The organism is Endozoicomonas sp. 4G (genome assembly GCF_023822025.1).
GTDB lineage: Bacteria > Pseudomonadota > Gammaproteobacteria > Pseudomonadales > Endozoicomonadaceae > Endozoicomonas_A.
In genome coordinates this window covers 4,105,365-4,123,522 of record NZ_CP082909.1, presented here as the reverse complement: position 1 = coordinate 4,123,522, position 18,158 = coordinate 4,105,365, and the positions used below count along the sequence as shown (strand labels likewise).

At 51.0% G+C, this 18,158-nt stretch carries 14 protein-coding genes; 5 read left to right on the top strand and 9 right to left on the bottom strand.

Annotated elements, in window-relative coordinates; translation table 11 throughout:
* Positions 1 to 25: 25 nt before the first annotated feature.
* Genes rsxD through rsxA form a run of 4 tightly spaced genes read right to left on the bottom strand, consistent with a single transcriptional unit; the run spans position 26 to position 4,374 of the window.
* Positions 26 to 1,105, bottom strand: coding sequence for an electron transport complex subunit RsxD (gene rsxD, locus K7B67_RS16100; protein ID WP_252176900.1), 1,080 nt, complete (start codon positions 1,103 to 1,105; stop codon positions 26 to 28).
* Positions 1,102 to 3,186, bottom strand: coding sequence for an electron transport complex subunit RsxC (gene rsxC, locus K7B67_RS16095; RefSeq protein ID WP_252176899.1), 2,085 nt, complete (start codon positions 3,184 to 3,186; stop codon positions 1,102 to 1,104). The genes rsxD and rsxC overlap by 4 nt, the downstream gene beginning before the upstream one ends.
* Entirely contained in the window at positions 3,183 to 3,770 is a 588-nt protein-coding gene (gene rsxB, locus K7B67_RS16090) for an electron transport complex subunit RsxB (RefSeq protein ID WP_252176898.1), read from the bottom strand. Before rsxB ends, rsxC begins: the two co-directional genes overlap by 4 nt.
* A 19-nt stretch (positions 3,771 to 3,789) precedes the next feature.
* Positions 3,790 to 4,374 (bottom strand): electron transport complex subunit RsxA, encoded by a 585-nt coding sequence (rsxA, locus tag K7B67_RS16085; protein WP_252180596.1) that lies wholly within the window; start codon positions 4,372 to 4,374, stop codon positions 3,790 to 3,792.
* Positions 4,375 to 4,604: 230 nt separating this feature from the next.
* Between rsxA and dnaK the strand changes: the two genes are divergently transcribed.
* Together dnaK and ltrA are read left to right on the top strand one after the other, a co-directional pair.
* Complete coding sequence (gene dnaK, locus K7B67_RS16080) at positions 4,605 to 6,665, top strand: molecular chaperone DnaK (protein ID WP_252176897.1); 2,061 nt, start codon at positions 4,605 to 4,607, stop codon at positions 6,663 to 6,665.
* Positions 6,666 to 7,184: 519 nt separating this feature from the next.
* Positions 7,185 to 8,510 carry a group II intron reverse transcriptase/maturase gene (gene ltrA, locus K7B67_RS16075; RefSeq protein ID WP_252176896.1) on the top strand — a complete coding sequence of 442 codons (1,326 nt, stop codon included), beginning with the start codon at positions 7,185 to 7,187 and terminating at the stop codon, positions 8,508 to 8,510.
* Between the two features lie 142 nt (positions 8,511 to 8,652).
* Here ltrA and pgm read toward each other — a convergent pair whose 3' ends face one another.
* Both pgm and tyrS read right to left on the bottom strand, forming a co-directional pair.
* A complete protein-coding gene (gene pgm, locus K7B67_RS16070) occupies positions 8,653 to 10,290 on the bottom strand; it encodes a phosphoglucomutase (alpha-D-glucose-1,6-bisphosphate-dependent) (protein WP_252176895.1) in 1,638 nt (545 codons plus the stop codon).
* A gap of 101 nt (positions 10,291 to 10,391) precedes the next feature.
* Positions 10,392 to 11,699: a tyrosine--tRNA ligase gene (gene tyrS, locus K7B67_RS16065; RefSeq protein ID WP_252176894.1), complete on the bottom strand. Its 1,308-nt coding sequence runs from the start codon at positions 11,697 to 11,699 to the stop codon at positions 10,392 to 10,394.
* A gap of 472 nt (positions 11,700 to 12,171) precedes the next feature.
* On the opposite strand from tyrS, the gene K7B67_RS16060 reads away from it, so the two are divergent.
* Positions 12,172 to 13,608: a peptidoglycan DD-metalloendopeptidase family protein gene (locus tag K7B67_RS16060; RefSeq protein ID WP_252176893.1), complete on the top strand. Its 1,437-nt coding sequence runs from the start codon at positions 12,172 to 12,174 to the stop codon at positions 13,606 to 13,608.
* A gap of 48 nt (positions 13,609 to 13,656) precedes the next feature.
* Positions 13,657 to 14,784: an anhydro-N-acetylmuramic acid kinase gene (locus K7B67_RS16055; RefSeq protein ID WP_252176892.1), complete on the top strand. Its 1,128-nt coding sequence runs from the start codon at positions 13,657 to 13,659 to the stop codon at positions 14,782 to 14,784.
* A 65-nt stretch (positions 14,785 to 14,849) separates the two neighbouring features.
* On the opposite strand, the gene K7B67_RS16050 is transcribed toward K7B67_RS16055, so the two are convergent.
* The 3 genes from K7B67_RS16050 to K7B67_RS16040 all read right to left on the bottom strand — a co-directional run bounded on the left by K7B67_RS16050 (position 14,850) and on the right by K7B67_RS16040 (position 17,365).
* Positions 14,850 to 15,704 carry a hypothetical protein gene (locus K7B67_RS16050; protein ID WP_252176891.1) on the bottom strand — a complete coding sequence of 285 codons (855 nt, stop codon included), beginning with the start codon at positions 15,702 to 15,704 and terminating at the stop codon, positions 14,850 to 14,852.
* 357 nt (positions 15,705 to 16,061) lie between these two features.
* Complete coding sequence (gene erpA, locus K7B67_RS16045) at positions 16,062 to 16,418, bottom strand: iron-sulfur cluster insertion protein ErpA (protein WP_252176890.1); 357 nt, start codon at positions 16,416 to 16,418, stop codon at positions 16,062 to 16,064.
* Positions 16,419 to 16,567: 149 nt separating this feature from the next.
* Complete coding sequence (locus K7B67_RS16040) at positions 16,568 to 17,365, bottom strand: DUF6776 family protein (protein WP_252176889.1); 798 nt, start codon at positions 17,363 to 17,365, stop codon at positions 16,568 to 16,570.
* A gap of 153 nt (positions 17,366 to 17,518) precedes the next feature.
* Between K7B67_RS16040 and K7B67_RS16035 the strand changes: the two genes are divergently transcribed.
* Positions 17,519 to 18,157: a CDP-alcohol phosphatidyltransferase family protein gene (locus tag K7B67_RS16035; protein WP_252180595.1), complete on the top strand. Its 639-nt coding sequence runs from the start codon at positions 17,519 to 17,521 to the stop codon at positions 18,155 to 18,157.
* Position 18,158 lies beyond the last annotated feature (1 nt).

The following is an 18,158-nucleotide window of genomic DNA, read 5'->3' as shown; positions in this document are numbered from 1 at the left end:
GTCGCTCAGGGCTGCTTTCTGTCGCTCAGGGCTGCTTTCTGTCGCTCAGGGCTGTTGGCAGCCCCTTGTTTGGCTTCTTATGACCATAGGTTCTGGGCTGGGTGTAGTAATCAATCATCGGGGCTGCCATATTCATTAACAGTGTCGCGAAGGCGACAGCGTCCGGATAGCCACCCCAGACACGAATAACGTAGACAAGAGTCCCGATACCAGCGCCAAAGATCAGCCTGCCCTTGTTACTGGTAGCACTGCTGACGGGGTCGGTAATAATGAAAAAAGCGCCCAGCATGGTGGCACCGCTGAATAGGTGAAACAGTGGCGAACCGTGGCTGCCTGATCCGGTTCCGCCCCAGAACAGGGTAGACATCACCAGTATGGCGGCTAACATGCCTAAAGGCGCGTGCCAGGTGAAAACCTTTTTGTAGATCAGGAAAAGGCCACCCAGCAGATAGGCAAGGTTGATCCAGAGCCATCCCCGACCGGCAAAATATTGCAGGGCCGGATTGTCTGACCAAAGCTCTTTCATGGTCAGGGAGGTATTCTCCCGAACAATGTCCAGCGGCGTTGCCATACTGATGGCGTCAACATTAATGGGTTGGCCGAACAGTGGGAAAATGGTGCAAAGGGCATCGCTGAAGCTTTTTACAGCCGTGTGGCCTTCTGTCCCTGCCGGGGGCAACCATTGTGTCATTTCCTGTGGGAAAGAAATCAGCAGCAGTACATACCCCAGCATGGCCGGGTTGAATGGATTGTTACCCAGCCCGCCATAGAGCTGCTTGCCAATAATAATGGCAAAGGAGGTCCCAATCAGGGTTAGCCACCATGGTGAGAGAGGAGGCAGTGCCAGAGCCAGCAACACGGCGGTGACAATGGCGGAAGCGTCAGAGAGGTAAAAGTTAATGGGGCGTCGTCGTATTTTTAGTACCAGAGCTTCTGAGCCCAGTGCAATCAGTACACACCAGACCAAGTTGATCAATGTTCCCCAGCCAAAAAAGACTGTCTGCATGGCCAGACCCGGCACGGCTGCCAGTAGCACCCATTTCATGATCTGCTGCGTGCTGTTGGGGCTGCGGGCATGGGGGGATGTCTGCCTTACCAGGGTCATCGTAAATTCCGACTGTTGATCAAATGAGCATTAACCGGCTGTTGCCAGAGTTCTTCCGGATTCTTTTCAGATTGCAGTTGTTCGAGCTTTTTACGACACTCGTCTACAGCATCTTTCAGGCTCAGGGTTTCCGAGCTGCCTTCTTCAAGTGCCTTGGCTAAAGCTCTTTCCGCTTTTTTCAATGCTGCTTTAGCCATAGCCGTTTCTATCTTCAGCTTTTTGGCAGCATTGTCATCAAGGGATTTTTCTACTTTTACCGACGGCTGTTGTATGCTTTTAACCGCCGCAGCGTCAAAATCTTTTTGCAGTTTGGCTACCTGATTTTCCAGCATGTTGATATCAGCATTTAGCTTGTCAATGTCGCCTTCTCCCTGCTCTTGAGCCCTGGTGAGGGCTCTGCGGGTTTTCTTCAACTGAGCATTGGCCAGTGATAATTGGATCTTGAGCTCTTTCTGATCAGCAGACAGGGTTGTTTTTGCCGGTTTGCCAGTGGCTGAGCCCGCAGCCGCTTTTTTCTTGGCCCTGGCCCTTTCGATAGCTGCCTGAACGGGATCCGGGGCAGCAGCTGAATCCTTATCGCCTGATGCGGCCTTCCCGGCTTTCAACCTGGCAGCACGTTCGGCATTAGCCTTGCGTTTGGCTTCTTTTTCAGCCTGCTCTCGTGCCAGACGAGCCTGACGGTTTTCGTAGCGAACTTTCGAGCGCTCTGCTTTAGCGTGTTTGGCTTCCTGAGCCCGAATAGCACTCTTGGAGGCGCGGTAGTATTGAACCAGTGGAATACTGCTGGGACAGACATAGGAGCAGGCACCGCACTCAATACAGTCAAACAGGTTGTGATGCTGCAACTGCTCATGATTTTCTGACTTCCCGTGCCAGTAGAGTTGTTGAGGCAGCAAAGACGACGGGCAGGCTTCAGCACACAGGCCACAGCGAATACAGGCCTGGGCGGGCATTGCCGGAGGAAACTCCTCCCGGGTTCCGGCAATCAGGCAGTTGCTGGTTTTGGTCACAGGGGTGTCCAGCTCATCCAGTGTGAAACCCATCATTGGGCCACCCAAAATCAGGGTTTCCAGTTGTTGATTATTGACCCCTGCACAGGAGAGCAGGTGTCTGGCAGGTGTGCCTATCAGAACGTCAAAATTACCCGGGCTGGACAGTGCTTCGCCAGTCAGGGTGGTGATTCTGGATATCAGGGGTTTGCCATGGTGAACCGCCTCATAGACGGCCACTGCTGTGCCAACGTTCTGAACCGTGAAGCCCAGGTCAGCAGACAGTTTTCCTGAGGGAACCTCAAGACCTGTCAGTATTTGAATCATCTGCTTGGAACCACCGGAAGGGTATTTGGTGGGAAAGACAATCACTTTCATCCGGTGGCCGTTGTTGCTCTGGGCGACGGCGTTTTTAACGGCTTTAATGGCTTCTGGCTTATTGTCTTCAATGCCGATCAGGCAGCGTTCTGCCTTGAGAAGGTGTAGCAAAATCTCGGCACCGGCCACCATGGCGTCGGCACGTTCTCGCATAAGCATGTCATCCGCCGTAATATACGGCTCACACTCAGCGCCATTAAGAATCAGTGTGTGTACCGGACTTCTTGGCGACATTTTCACCGCCGTTGGGAAGCCTGCACCTCCCATACCCGCAATGCCCGACTGGCGGATATGTTCAACCAGTTCTGCTGGCGCCACCGACGGGTAATCCCTGACAGGCTGGAGCTCACACCATTGATCTTTTCCGTCAGGAATTAATGTAATGCATTGGTCGTGCATTCCCGAGGGATGGGGCACCGCTTCTGAGCCGATTGCAGAAACAGTGCCGGAGGTGGGAGCGTGAACAGGCACGCTGACAAAGCCTGTTGCTTTGGCAATCATTTGCCCTTTCAGCACCGTATCGCCAACAGCAACAATAGGGCGTGCAGGGGCGCCTGCATGTTGCGACAAGGGCAGAATAAACTGCTCTGGCATTGGCACTGGCCTGATCGGCGTGCTGGTGGACTGGTGCTTGTTTTCCTCGGGATACACACCACCCGTTAACGGCCAGACTCTATGTTTGAACTCAGTGATGTCTTTGAGAGGCAGGTTCATACCGCTTGTCCTCTCATATCAGTGGCTATCAGGCCAGGTTCTGCTTCCTTGGAGGGCAATGTCCAGCTCCAGGTACGGGGGGTGGTTGCGATGGCGACCATATCTATGCAGTCAACAGGACAGGGCTCGACACAGAGGTCACAGCCGGTGCATTCATCTTTCATTACCGTGTGCATTTGTTTGGCAGCGCCGAGAATGGCATCGACCGGGCAAGCCTGTAGACATTTAGTGCAACCAATGCACTCATCTTCCCGGATGTAGGCAACCATCGGGGGTTTTTCGGCACCGTGCTCCTGGTCTAATGGCTCAGGCTCTACATCCAAAAGATCGGCCAGGGCATTGATGGTGGACTGACCACCGGGAGGACAACGGTTGATGGATTCACCACTGACAATCGCTTCTGCGTAGGGACGACAGCCGGGAAAACCGCACTGACCGCATTGAGTCTGGGGTAATAATTCATTCACCTGATCAACAATCGGATTGCCTTCCACCTTGAAGCGGACGCTGGCAAAACCCAGTATGGCACCAAAAACAAGGGCCAGGGCAAGCAGGGCAATAATGGCGAAAATGACGATTTCCATAATCCTTGAGCGATCTCCCCTACAGCTTGATCAGGCCGCTGAAGCCCATAAAAGCCAGTGACATCAGGCCGGCACTGACCATTCCGATGGCGGCCCCCCTGAAAGGAGCGGGAACATCAGCAGCGGCAATACGCTCACGCATGGCTGAGAACAAAACCAGCACCAGTGAAAAACCGGCAGCCGCGCCAAAACCGTAGGTAGCAGAATCAACCAGTGAACTGTTTAAGCGATTACTGTTCAGCAGGGCAACACCCAGAACAGCGCAGTTACTGGTAATCAGAGGCAGGAATACGCCAAGCACACGGTGCAGCAGAGGGCTGACTTTTCTGACCACCATCTCGGTAAACTGAACCACCACCGCGATGACAAGAATAAAAGCAATGGTTTTCAGGAATTCCAGACCCAGGGGGATCAGCAGGTACTGATACGTCAGGTAGCTACAGATCGAGGCCAGAGTCAGTACAAAGGTGGTGGCCAGCGACATTCCCATGGCTGACTCCAGTTTGTTGGAAACGCCCATAAATGGACAGAGGCCCAGAAACTGTACCAGTACAAAGTTGTTGACCAGAATGGCACTGATCATAATCAGTACCAGTTCGCTCATCTGTTCCATTGTGACGTTACCGGGAGTGTGTTCAGGGGGCAGGCTGGCTGTGGGCTGCCCTGTATTTCATGGCGAAAGCTGCGGGATTATAGCGGGCTTGAAGCATGGATGCATCGTGGAAATCCATAAGGGGGGTCGGTTTCTATTTGAAAGTCCGGAATTTGAAAATCTGGAGATAGTGGCCTAGCTTTCGGATCACCTTGATTAAACAGGTCAAAAAGGTGTTGGTCATGCTGGAGTGGCGTTTTATTCAACTGTCATTAGTTAAGACCCTGGTATTGCCTGTCCTGATACTATTCACATCTATCCATGCAGAAGCCAGTGAGGAGAAAGGGGTCATTATCGGTATTGACCTCGGAACCACCTACTCCTGTGTTGGGGTTCGCCGGTCCGGACGAACGGAAATTATTGCCAATGATCAGGGCAATAGAATAACGCCATCCGTTGTCGGCTGGACACCAGAAAATGAGCGCCTTGTCGGAGACGCGGCCAAGAACCAGGCGACCAGCAACCCGGAACTTACGGTGTTTGATGTCAAGCGCATTATCGGTCGTAACTTTGATGATCCGCAATTACAGTCAGATATGAAGTATTTCCCCTTCAAGGTTGTCAATGTTAACGGTCAGCCGAAAGTGGAAATGACGACCCTTCAGGAACATTTTTCATTTACCCCGGAAGAGTTGAGCGCCATGGTGCTGGGTAAAATGAAAGCAATAGCGGAGGATTATCTTGGCGAGAAAGTGACTCGAGCCGTTGTCACTGTGCCAGCCTATTTCAATGACGCCCAGCGTCAGGCCACCAAAGATGCTGGCAGGATAGCTGGATTGACGGTTGAGCGTATCATCAATGAACCCACCGCAGCAGCACTGGCTTACGGTTTGGACACAAGGCTTAAGAGTGAAGAAAATGTCCTGGTGTTTGATCTGGGTGGTGGCACCTTCGATGTTTCAATACTGACGATTGATGGCGGTGTCTTTGAGGTACTGTCTACTGCTGGCGATACTCACCTGGGAGGGGAGGACTTTGACCAGCGGCTGGTTGAGCACTTTCGAAAAATCGCCAAACGAAAATACGGTCTTGACCTGACGGGTAACAAACGGGCGCTGCTGAAATTACGCCGGGAGGTGGAGAAGGCCAAGCGTGCTTTGTCATCATCCCATAAAGCCCGGGTTGAAATTGAGTCACTGGCGGATGAAAAGGACTTCAACGAGTCACTGTCAAGGTCGAAGTTTGAAGAGATCAATATTGACCTGTTCCGAAAAACACTGGCTTCTGTAAAGAAGGCTCTGCATGATGCCGATCTTCAGCGCGAGGATATCAATGAGATTATTCTGGTTGGAGGTTCTACCCGTATCCCAAAAGTTCGGCAGCTGTTAAGTGAGTATTTCAATGGCAAAACGTTAAATCATAGTATCAACCCGGACGAGGCTGTTGCCTATGGTGCAGCTATTCAGGGGGCTGTGCTCAGTGGCGATAAGTCCACCAGTGATGTGCTTCTGCTTGATGTCATCCCTCTTTCCCTGGGAATTGAGACAGTGGGTGGGGTTTTCGCAAAAGTACTGACCCGTAACACGGTGATCCCCACTAAGAGAAAGCAGGTATTCAGCACCGCCGCTGATCGACAGGAGACGGTGACGATTAAAGTCTTCGAAGGGGAGCGCCCCATGACCAAAGACAATCATCTGCTGGGTACCTTTGATCTTACCGGTATCCCGCCCGCTCCCAGGGGTGTCCCTCAGATAGACGTGACTTTCTCCGTAGACGAGAACAGCATATTGACGGTGAAAGCCGAAGAAAAGTCCAGTGGCAGTAACAATATCGTTATTAACAAAGATACGGGGCGGTTGAGCGAAGCGGACATTGAAAGAATGGTTCAGGATGCTGAGAAATTCGCGGAGCAGGATCAGCTGGCACAGAAAAAAGTTGAGGCCCGTAACAAGCTGGAAGCTTTTGTTTATTCGCAACGCGCTCAATTAGAGGATGACAGTAAAGGCTGGGTCAAAAACCTCTCTACCGAAGACAAGAGTCTTCTGACTAATACCATTGAAGAGTCCATTTCCTGGCTTGAAGGCAATCCTGAGGCCAGCACAGAACAGTTGCTGGAAAAATATCAGGAGGTCATCAAGGTTGTTCAGTCAATAGCTGCCAGAGCGGGCACTTCAGCGGGTGCAGAGGGTGCAGAGGGTTCAGAGGGTGCAGAGGGTGCAGAGGATGAAAGGGATGCAGAAGATGCAGAAGATGAAGAGGATGAAGAAGATGAAGAAGATACAGGGAATAGAGATGAGCTTTGACTAGTGCCCCCAAGTTCTGATGTCCGTCCACCCCCTCGTTCCCACGCTCCAGCGTGGGAATGCGTACGTGTGCCGAGCATGTCACACAGCTTGGGGGTGAAAGTCCCCTGTCCAGCCAGATGAGGGCGAAGGACTAGTGAAGCACAAGGTTTGTATCGTGAGGTGCAGGCTGAAGGCAGTGTGGAGCAAAACCGCGAGCCGACGAACAGAAATCAGATATGAGGCTGTTTGCGTGAGGACGAGTCAGCGTATGATGACGAAGTCCATACTCATCCGGACATTCAGGCAGTAGATCTGGCGGTTGTGCGGCGAAGGCGGTGTGACTTACCTCGGGAGGTCTGTGTGGTGTCTGATATTTCGGACTGAGGTCATCGTAAGGTGACTTGACCGCCACACAGAAGTCAGCAGATGGCATAGTAGCTGGCGTATGTCAGTGAAGGCCTGAACGGTACAGAGTGGTGAGTAGTTTCTGTTATTCGATACACTGGACGCAGACAAATCCAGCAAACACTGGAACTCATGCCAAGTGGTCACGGCGGAACCGGAGGCTGCAAGGCTATGAGAGCTGAGGTCGTGTCGGTATCACAGGATTACGAAAGCCCGGCGGGTGGTACTAGACTGATGGAGCGTATCGCCAACCCCAATAATTTAACAAGAGCCTTTCAGCGAGTTAAACGCAATAAAGGCGCAGCAGGGATCGACCGTATGACAGTGGAAGGGTTGTACACCCATCTACAAGAACATGGTCATGAACTGCGACAATGTCTTTTGCAGGGAGAATGGCGTCCTGCTCCCGTAAGGCGAGTACTGATTCCCAAACCGGACGGAGGAGAAAGGCAGTTGGGTATACCAATCGCCTTAGACCGAATGGTGCAGCAAGCGATACAGCAAGTATTGCAGGCCGAGTGGGAACTAAGGTTCTCATCTTTCAGTTACGGGTTCAGGCCGAACCGGTCAGCTCATCAGGCGATTAATCAGGCTCAGTCGTATATCCGAGAAGGATATAACTGGGTTGTGGACATTGACCTGTCGAAATTCTTCGATCGGGTTAACCATGATCGACTGATGGCAAAACTGGCAGTTCACACAGATGACAAGGATGTATTACGTTTAATTCGACGATTCCTACAGTCCGGAGTGATGGAGAACGGGCTGGTAAAACCGCAGACGGAAGGAGTGCCTCAGGGAGGGCCGCTCTCACCTGTGTTGTCTAACATCGTACTGGATGAACTCGATAAAGAGTTAGAAAAGCGTGATTTACGATTTGTACGTTACGCTGATGACTGTCGGGTGTTTGTGCGAAGCAAGAAAGCAGGCGAGAGAGTGATGGCAAGTTTGACTCGTTACATCGAAAGTAAGCTGAAGCTGAAAGTCAACGTTGCGAAAAGTGCAGTTGACAAGGCATGGAGGCGGGCGTTCCTGGGATACAGCTTTACCAGAGATGGCAGGAAGAAGCTGGCAGATAAAACCTGCAAGCGGTTCAGGGACAAGGTCAAACAACTAACCCGCAAAGGCGGGCGGTCACTGGAGCAGAGATTGGAGTCTCTGAATCGCTATTTACGGGGCTGGAAGAACTACTTTCGAGAAGTTGAAACCCGTTCGGAGTTTGAAAACTTTGACTGCTGGATCAGGCGACGATTGAGAAGTTTGCTCTGGTATCAATGGAAGAAAAGTCCGAAGCGATATGCGGAGCTAAGAAGGCGAGGAGTCAGTGAAGAGCTGACGAGGCAGACAGTAGGATCGAGCAAAGGGTACTGGCGGATAAGCCGGAGTCCTGCGCTGCACTTAGCATTGCCGAATAGTTGGTTCGATGAATTAGGTTTGATTAGATTATTGGCTGCTTAACTGACCGAAACGCCCAGTACGGACCCGTATGCTGGGTGTTGTGGGAGGAGCGTAGCTGTGAGGCTACGCCCTATCCCGATCTCACCCAACAAACCAGTACGTCACTTCAATGAGTTTGAAGTGACGTACTGGTTTAAGCGGACTAACTGGCAGCAAAAACCTCAGAAACCATCGCTTTCGCTTCTTCCTGAATTTGCCTGAGGTGGTCAGAGCCAACAAAACTTTCGGTATAGATTTTATAAACCGCTTCAGTGCCAGACGGTCTGGCGGCAAACCAGCCTTTTTCAGTAACGACCTTGAGGCCACCGATAGCGGCACCGTTTGCCGGAGCGTGGGTTAATTTGGCAATAATGGGATCACCCGCCAGAGCGTTGGCTTTAACCATGGCAGGACTCATGGCCGACAGAACTTTCTTCTGCTCATCAGAGGCCGGAGCCTGCAATCGCTCATAAACCGGGGCGCCATACTTTTTGGTCATTTCCTGGTAATGCTCACCCGGATCTTTGCCTGTCACCGCAATGATTTCAGCGGCAAGAAGCGCCATGATGAAGCCGTCTTTGTCTGTACACCAGGTCGTTCCATCACGGCGCAGGAAAGCGGCCCCGGCACTTTCTTCCCCACCAAAGGCCAGCTCACCTGAAGCCAGGCCATCGACAAACCATTTGAATCCGACCGGCACTTCAGCCACTTCCCGGCCCAACCCTTTTGCGACATGATCAATCATGGCGCTGGATACCAGCGTCTTGCCAATTTTGGCATGGGGTGGCCAGTGCTTGCGGTGCTGGTACAGGTAATTGATCGCCACCGCCAGATAATGATTAGGGTTCAGCAAACCATGTTGACGAGTCACGATACCGTGGCGGTCAAAATCAGGATCGTTACCAACCGCAACATCAAACCGATCTTTCAGTTCGATCAGACCGGCCATGGAGCAGGCAGAAGAACAATCCATACGGATCTTGCCGTCTTTGTCGACGTGCATAAAGGAGAAAGTAGGATCAACCTTCTTGTTGACCAGTTCAATATCGAGCCCGTAACGTCTGGCAATGGGCTCCCAGTAATGAAGGCCGGAACCACCCAGGGGGTCGACCCCTATCTTGATCCCTGCCTTGCCAATAGCCTCCATATCAATGACATTTTCCAGATCATCAACATAAGGCGTGACGTAATCGTATTCAGTGATAAAACCGGATGCCATTGCCTCACTGAATGAGAACTGTTTAACACCTTTCAGACCCTGGGCAATCAATTGGTTGGCCTGATCCTGAACCCAATGGGTTACTTTAGCTCCGGCTGGACCTCCGTGGGGAGGGTTGTATTTGAAACCACCGTCCTCAGGTGGATTATGGGAAGGTGTTATGACAATACCATCCGCCCTGTCCTGGTGGTTCCGGTTATAGGAGACGATGGCATGGGAAATCACAGGCGTCGGTGTATAACCTCTGCCTTCCTGAATGCGAACCTTGACACCGTTGGCGGCCAGTACCTGAACGGTACTGATCAACGCAGGTTCTGACAGGGCATGGGTATCCATGCCAACAAACATAGGCCCGGTAATGTTATGTTCGCGACGGTATGCGCAGATAGCCTGCGTGATAGCAAGGATATGGGCTTCGTTGAAAGTGGCCTTAATAGAAGTCCCCCGGTGTCCTGAAGTACCAAACTGGACTCGCTGTGAGGGATTCAACGGATCGGGTTGAATAGTGAAATAATCGCTGACCAGACGGGGAATATTGGTCAGCATGTCGTCTGTGGCGACTTTACCGGCTTGAGGATGCATGGAGAATTCCAGGGTGAGGAGACTGAAGCGTGAGGCAAAAATGACTCCAGATCAAAACACAGAAGGCTCTGAAATCAACAGAGCCTCCCACCATTGAGTACTTAGATTACTTCAAACAGGAAGTGGTTTTTCTTGCCCAGTTTCACCAGAAAGAAACGACTGTACATGGCATTTTCTTCGGCAAAGCACTCAGGCAAGTTCATGTTGTCGGCTGCGCCACGGGCGGTACCATTGAAGAATACTGCGTTACGCCCCAGGGCATCTTTTACCTGCTTACCAGTTTTCACCATGCCCACTTCTGCGAATAATTGAGTCATGGGGTTGCCTTCCAGCTTATCGCGCTGGATGGTGGCACTGGGCAGCCCATCCAGTTTCAGTTGCTCAAGATCGGTTTCGGACAAACGGTTAATCTCTCCTGAGAACAAAGCTTCAGTAATGCGCTCTGCTGCCAGCAGGCCTTCTTCACCATGCACCAGACGGGTGACTTCTTTAGCAAGAACCTGCTGCGCCTGTGGACGGCCTTCGCGGGCTTCGTCTTCCTGCCTGATGGCTTCAATCTCTTGCTGTGGCAGGAAAGTGAAAAAGTTCATAAAGCGGTATACGTCAGCATCCGCCGTATTGATCCAGAATTGGTAAAAAGCGTACTGAGACGTCTTGGCTGGGTCCAGCCAGACTGCACCGCCTTCGGTTTTACCAAACTTGGTGCCGTCGGACTTAGTGATCAGAGGCACGGTCAGGCCAAAAGTCCTGGCCTGATTCTGACGACGGGACAGATCAATACCGCCGACAATGTTACCCCACTGATCACTGCCACCGACCTGAAGCGTACAGTCATAACGACGGTTCAGCTCAGCGAAATCCATTCCCTGAAGCAGGGCATAGGAAAACTCGGTGAAAGAGATACCGGCACCTTCCCGATTCAGCCGCTGTTGAACGGATTCCTTGTTGATCATGGCGTTGACGGAAAAATGTTTGCCGATATCACGCAGAAAATCCAGGGCGGTCATCTCGCCGGTCCATTCCAGATTGTTGACAACCAGTGCGGCATTCTCACCGCAGTCAAAGTCTATAAACTGACTGACCTGCCCTTTAATTTTGTCGACCCAGCCTGCCACAACGTCAGGTGTGTTGAGCTGCCGTTCAGCCGCTTTGAAACTGGGGTCCCCGATCAGGCCGGTAGCGCCACCCACCAGAGCGATAGGTTTGTGTCCTGCCATCTGGAAACGCTTCAGGACCAGAAGAGGCACCAGGTGCCCCAGGTGCAGGCTGTCTGCGGTCGGATCGAAGCCGCAATAAAGAACTCTTGGCTGCTCACTCAGGTGAGCGTCCAGCTCTTCCACGGCAGTGGTTTGCGCGATAAGCTGGCGGGCCTGCAGATCTTTTAGAAGCGGATTTTGACTCTCAGACATTTCTCTACCCTGCTGTGAGGTCTGCGAGACTGGGACAACCAGTCTCATGATTTAAACACTGCCGAAGCAGCCGGACTGAATTTAGCGGGTAAAAGTACAATAAAACCGCTTCAGAACAAAGCCGGGAAAATGGCTTTCCTTACCCTGTGTCAGAAAAAGCCACAAAGAGAATGGCACCGATAGCGGACTTTCAACGATGAATGTAATACAGTACGGTCGACGTGATTGAGCTGAGCCCCAGCGTCGATTTTTCGTCACTGGTGAACGAAATATTTACAAACCGTTTATAGCTTTAAATCAATTCATTATGTAGCGTTTAGAGATATAATTCATATATACGTCACAAAACTTTAACCCAACAGCTACGAGCTATAAAAGATAGCGTCTGATCTGAACCATAGAGAAGGTGTCACTATAGTAGCAGACACTAGTAGCAGACACTCATAGCGGTATTTCGACAGTAAAACGTGCAATGACTAAGTTTTCTCCCAGAGGTGCCACGCGCAAGCAACCCGGTGGCATCAAGAGTTTTCCCAAAAGACATCTGTTATTGGTAACCGGTGTTGCTGTTGCAGTGATCACCATCATTGGCCTGTTGCCCTCCCCACAAGTTGAAGCCAAACGCTCTGAAACCGAGCTGCTCATTGATGAGTTTCAACCCGAATCCCCTAAAGAAACGCTGAACGAATTGGCTTCCGAAGTTAAGGTTGCTCCTGTAGAAACAGAAGCCCAACGTCTGGCCAGAGAAAAAGCGGAGCGTTTAGCGGCTGAAGAAGCGGCTGAAGAAGCGGCCCTGGGGCCCTTGAAAAGTATCACTATCGAGTCCGGCGATAATCTCTCAACCCTGTTTGATGATATGGGCTTAAGTGCCAGGGTTGTCTATGAAGTCTCCAAAACCCCAAAACTGGGCAAAAGCCTGACCGATATCCGCCCCGGACAGACGTTTGAATATCGTGTTAACAGCAAAGGCGTCCTGACTCAGCTGCGCTATGTCCAGAACAAGCTTGAAAGTATCGTCTATGAAAGAAAAGCGGGTAGCTACGTTGCTAAAAAGGTCGCCCTTGAACCTGAAATTCGTATTGCCTTTGCCGAAGCTTCCATCAAAAACTCTCTCTTCCTGGCCAGTCAGAATGCTGGCCTGAGCGAAAAAATGACCATGGAGCTGGCGGGCCTTTTTGCCTGGGACATTGATTTTGCACTGGATATTCGCAGCGGTGACAGTTTCACCCTGATGTACGAAGAGAAATATCTGAATAATGAAAAGCTGGGTGATGGCAATATACTGGCAGCGACGTTTGTTAATCAGGATGAAGCCTTTACCGCCCTTCGCTACACGGACAGCCAGGGTGATACCAACTACTATTCACCGGATGGCAAGAGCATGAAAAAGGCGTTCCTGCGTACGCCGGTCAACTTCACCCGGATCAGCTCAAGCTTCAACCCTGATCGCCTTCATCCGATTTTTAAAACCAAGCGCCCCCATAATGGCACCGACTATGCCGCCCCTACGGGTACGCCCATCAAGGCGGCTGGAGACGGTAGAATCCACTTTATTGGCTGGCAGAATGGTTTTGGCAATGTTGTCTATATCCAGCACCCCAATAATATTGTGACCGTTTACGCCCACCAGAGCCGCGTGAATAAAAAACTCAAGAAAGGTAGTTCGGTGAAACAGGGGCAGACGATTGGTTATGTGGGCCAGACTGGCTGGGCAACAGGCCCACACCTTCATTACGAGTTCAGGGTCAATGGTGTTCACAGAAACCCGGTTACCGTGAAACTGCCTGATGCCTCACCGATTCCCAAATCGGAAAAAGCACGTTTTATGGCATTCGCTGACAAAATCGTGGCTCAACTGGAAAAACAAAGCTCAACCCTGTTGGCCAGAAACGAGAACGAGTCGGAATAACGACAATGGGCCCCTTCTTCGAAAGGGGCATGATGGAATACCGGGGATATGCCTGAATACTTTATTGGCCTGATGTCAGGCACCAGCCTTGATGCCATTGATGCCGTTCTGGTTGAATTTGATGACCAGCGTTCCAAACACTCACCACCGGGAAACTGTCGACTGCTACAGTCTCTTTCACATTCTCTCCCTGAGAAGCTCAGGGAGCAGCTTCTTGCCCTGACACTACCAGGCCCCGATGAAATTGAACGAATGGCGATTGCAGAACCTGCTTTTGCCCGGGAATCGGCTGATGCCGTCAGGCAGCTGCTAGAGCAGGCCCACTTTGATCGGGATCAGGTTGCTGCCATCGGCAGCCATGGACAAACCATCCGCCATCGTCCGGAAAAAGGTTTCACTCTGCAGATTGGTGACCCTGGCCTGATTGCTGAACGGTCAGGTATTACTGTGGTTGCCGACTTCAGACGTCGGGATGTTGCGGCAGGTGGCCAGGGAGCCCCTCTGGTTCCGGCCTTTCACCAGGCTGTTTTTAGTCATCCCGAATTAGACAGGGTCATATTGAATATTGGCGGAATGTCCAATATCAGTTTGTTACCGGCAGACCCTGAGAAGCTTGTCACCGGCTTTGACACCGGCCCGGGCAACGTTCTGATGGATTATTGGTGCCAGCAACACCTCAACCAACCCTTTGATGCCGGTGGCCAATGGGCCGCATCGGGAACCGTGGATGATCAACTGCTCAATGCCATGTTGAGTGACAGCTACTTTTCTGAAGCGCCACCCAAGAGCACCGGTCGGGAACGCTTCAATCCGGGCTGGCTGGCGTCTCAGCTGGGAGCATTTCCCGGCCTGCAACCTGAAGATGTTGCTGCCACACTCACGTTGCTGACGGCAAAAACCATTGCCCTGGATATCTGTCAATACGCGCCATCGGCTAAAGAAGTACTGGTGTGTGGTGGGGGAGCCAGTAATACGCACCTGATGACGCTTATTGAAAAGGAGCTGGAGCCGATGTCCGTTGCCACCACCGCCTCCCTTGGCATAGCACCTGAGTGGGTAGAAGCAGTTGCCTTCGCCTGGCTGGCCAGACAAACACTGGCAGGAAAGCCTGGCAATCTTCCTGCTGTGACGGGGGCTGCTGGTGAGCGGATTCTTGGGGCTATTTTTCCGGCCTGAGAGCGGGGGCGGTATTCTGAAACCGCCTGAAACGGAGTCAGGACTGAAGCAATACCGGGTGTTTGTTAACCTTTCGGAGCTTTCAACAGTCGTTGTTTGGCGCCATCGGCACCGTATTTGGCGGTGAGTGCCGGAGTGAGTGCTTCGTTGAGTTTATCAACTCTACTGCTTACCTTGTCCCTTTCTTGAGCAGTGGTTAAGCCCTTAGCCACCAAAGGCTCGATAGATTTTTTCAACTTATCAAAGCCATGGTTCTCTGATTGTTGCTTCATCAGTAATTTTTCCTGTTTCATGTGGGCAGCCCACTCCAGTGTGTTTGACTTTGAGGGCCTTTGATCTTGGAAGATTTTAATCAGGTCAGACATCTCAAACTCAAGTCGAATAATACCTTCGTACAATGACATAAAGTTGGAAGCATCATCGAGATGTTGCGAATCCTCTTTCGACTCCAGCATCATTTCAAGCATCTCCAGCTCAAAATCCATATCATCTATTGATTGATATATATTTTCCTCCGTAGATGGATCTATGGAATTTGAACCCTCTTTTTCTGATGGGCTCGAAGGCAGGGGTGATGATTTAACATTCAGATTTTTGGGAACATCATAGTCAGTACTTTTATTTCGATGGGGGGGCACATCATAGATGGGGACTTTTTTTAAATTACCGGGCACATCATACACGGGTACTTTTTTCAGATTGCTGGGTACATCATAAATATTGGTCTGTTCCGGTTTTGTCTGTTTACGTGGCTTTGCCTTGGGAGGGATCCCTTGATCCAGGGACTGGTTGAGGGCATCCCTGTTTTTTCTTCGCGTTCGAGGAGTCGGGACTGGCGTTTCGTTTTTTTTGGGTTCTGACTTACTTCTTCTGGGTGCCACTGGCGGTGCCTGTTTTTCACTCTGTTGTTGATGGGGCATCTTCGGCGATCTTGGCTTTGGAGTGGGTGCTGAAACGGGTCGACCTTTCTGGGGAGGCACCGGAATGAAGCTCTTGCTTTCCGCTTTTATTGCTGCTCTCGACTTAAGGTCTGTTGGAGGCTGGGGGAGGGGGCGTTTACTTTTCGTCTGCTCGGTCTTCAGGGAAGGAAGGCTTTGTTGGGAGTCTACTTTTCTGATTTTTCTCAGTATGCCTCCCAGTAGTGCCTTGATAGAACTCTTCAAGTTCTCCTTAACCGCTGAAGCTGCATATAAGGGTCCATTGCTTCCCTGAGGACCTGTGACTCCTGCCATCACGCACCATCCATGTCTGTATTGATGTTTCTATCAGTATAATAGTCAGACAGAGAAAGAAGAACCACACCCACAGGTAGCGGTTGCATTGGGATTTTTTACGAGAAACCTGGAGCCTTCCAGCCCTTCCTCGTAATCTACTTCAGCACCTACCAGATATTGGTAGCTCAGTGAATCCACCACCATTTCAGCGCCCTGCTTTTTAACCAGAGTATCGTCGTCCGCCACCTGGTCATCAAACTTGAAGCCGTACTGAAATCCTGAACACCCACCACCGGTTACATAGACCCGGAGCCTCAGGGATTTGTTGTCTTCATCTTCCATAAGCTGTTTGACTTTATCTGCGGCATTGTCCGTCAGCTCAATTGGGTCTGGTATTACCGTTTTAACTACTGCGCTCATTTATCCTCCCGCGTTACCTGATTGCCGCAGGCAACGACGCTGCTACTCTCAAAGTCCTGCTCTTTTGGGGCTCTGTCTGTATGTCTGTAATAATAGGTTGCGCCCATTATCCAAGTAACCCAGTAAAGCAGTCAACTACTGGGAAACGCTTAATCCTTGTTGGTCAACTCGTTTTTTGCATCGGTTTCCAGCTTCTCCTGCCAGTCCACAACAGTGGTCAGGCTGCGTGCAGCACCGCTTTTAATCTGGATGCTAACCAATATTTTCTCTGGTTTAAAACCATCTGGAAGCGTCAGGTTGATATAATCACGATTTTCCGGGAAAGCCTGAAAATACCGAAATCCAAGTGCCTGTGATTTTTCCAGTCCGGCCAGCTCCAGTAGGGATAAAGATGCTTTCTTGCCATCTTTGACTCCCTTGATGGTGACACTTAAAGTACCTTTAAGAAACACGTTTTCCCTGGCTACCTGAGAGATCACCATTCTGAAGCGATACTGGTTTGTCCCTTTGCCCTGCAGCAGATCAAATGCGTGGAGCCTGACCCCCTCAGTACTGTCTTCAGGAGCAAGAATATTCTTGTAAAACGCCAGATCCTTACTCAGCAGTGCTTTTTCATCTTCCAAGTCCCTGATAATACTGCGAACGCTGTTTAGGGCTTCGCGATCCACCTTGCTGGTCCTTCCCAGAATGACCAGTTTCTGCTTGAGCGACTCTGTTTCTTTCTCCAGAGTCTGCACCTGAATTTTTAGCTCAGAATTCTCCTGACTGAGTTTGGCGGGCTCGGTATTAGCAAAGTAACCTCCAACACAATAGGAAAGAGCAGCAACCAGGACAAAAACCAGTACAACAAAAAGCCTGACCTTAAGCTCTCTGGCAGGGTCATAACGCACCACCTTCATACTACCCGGTGGCTTGACTCTCTGAAAAATAGCAAAAGGATCTGGCATATTATTTATCCCGATAAAATCTGCTGGACTATACACAAGCCCTTTCACCATCACAAACCGCCACTGGGGCGACGCAAAACAGCGAGGTTTCGACTCCTGTGACACGATCAGGGTATGATAGCCAGCCGTGACCACAGACTGCCCGATACCCTGATGCTTGATCGTTGGACTTCTTTATGGATCAGATCACCTCTGAACCTGCTTGCCCGCCCACTGAAAAAAATGGGTGTTCGGGCTGACCAGATCACCCTGACTGGCTTCCTGATCGGATTAACAGTGGTACCTTTACTGGCATTTGGGCTCTATTTGCCAGCTCTGGCGGCTATTCTCGTTAACCGGCTGATGGATGGGCTGGATGGCGCGCTGGCCAGAATAACCCGCAGCTCCGATGCTGGCGGCTATCTGGACATCACCCTGGACTTCATCTTTTACGCTGCCGTGGTGCTTGGTTTTGCCCTGGCTGATCCGGAAAAAAATGCCCTGATGGCCAGCTTGCTGATCTTCACCTTTATGGGAACCGGTTCCAGCTTTCTGGCTTATGCGATTATGGCTCAAAAGAAAGGTCTCTCAGACCCCAACTTCAGCAACAAGTCCTTCTATTATCTGAATGGACTGGCGGAAGGCACGGAAACCATTGCCATTTTTGTGCTCTTTTGCCTGTTTCCCCAGTATTTCCCGATTCTGGCTGCAATTTTTGCTGCACTCTGTATCCTGACTACTGTGACCAGAGTCTGGGGAGGTTACCAGACCATCAGGCAGGCAGACGAACTCAACAACCCCAGCGAAAGATAAC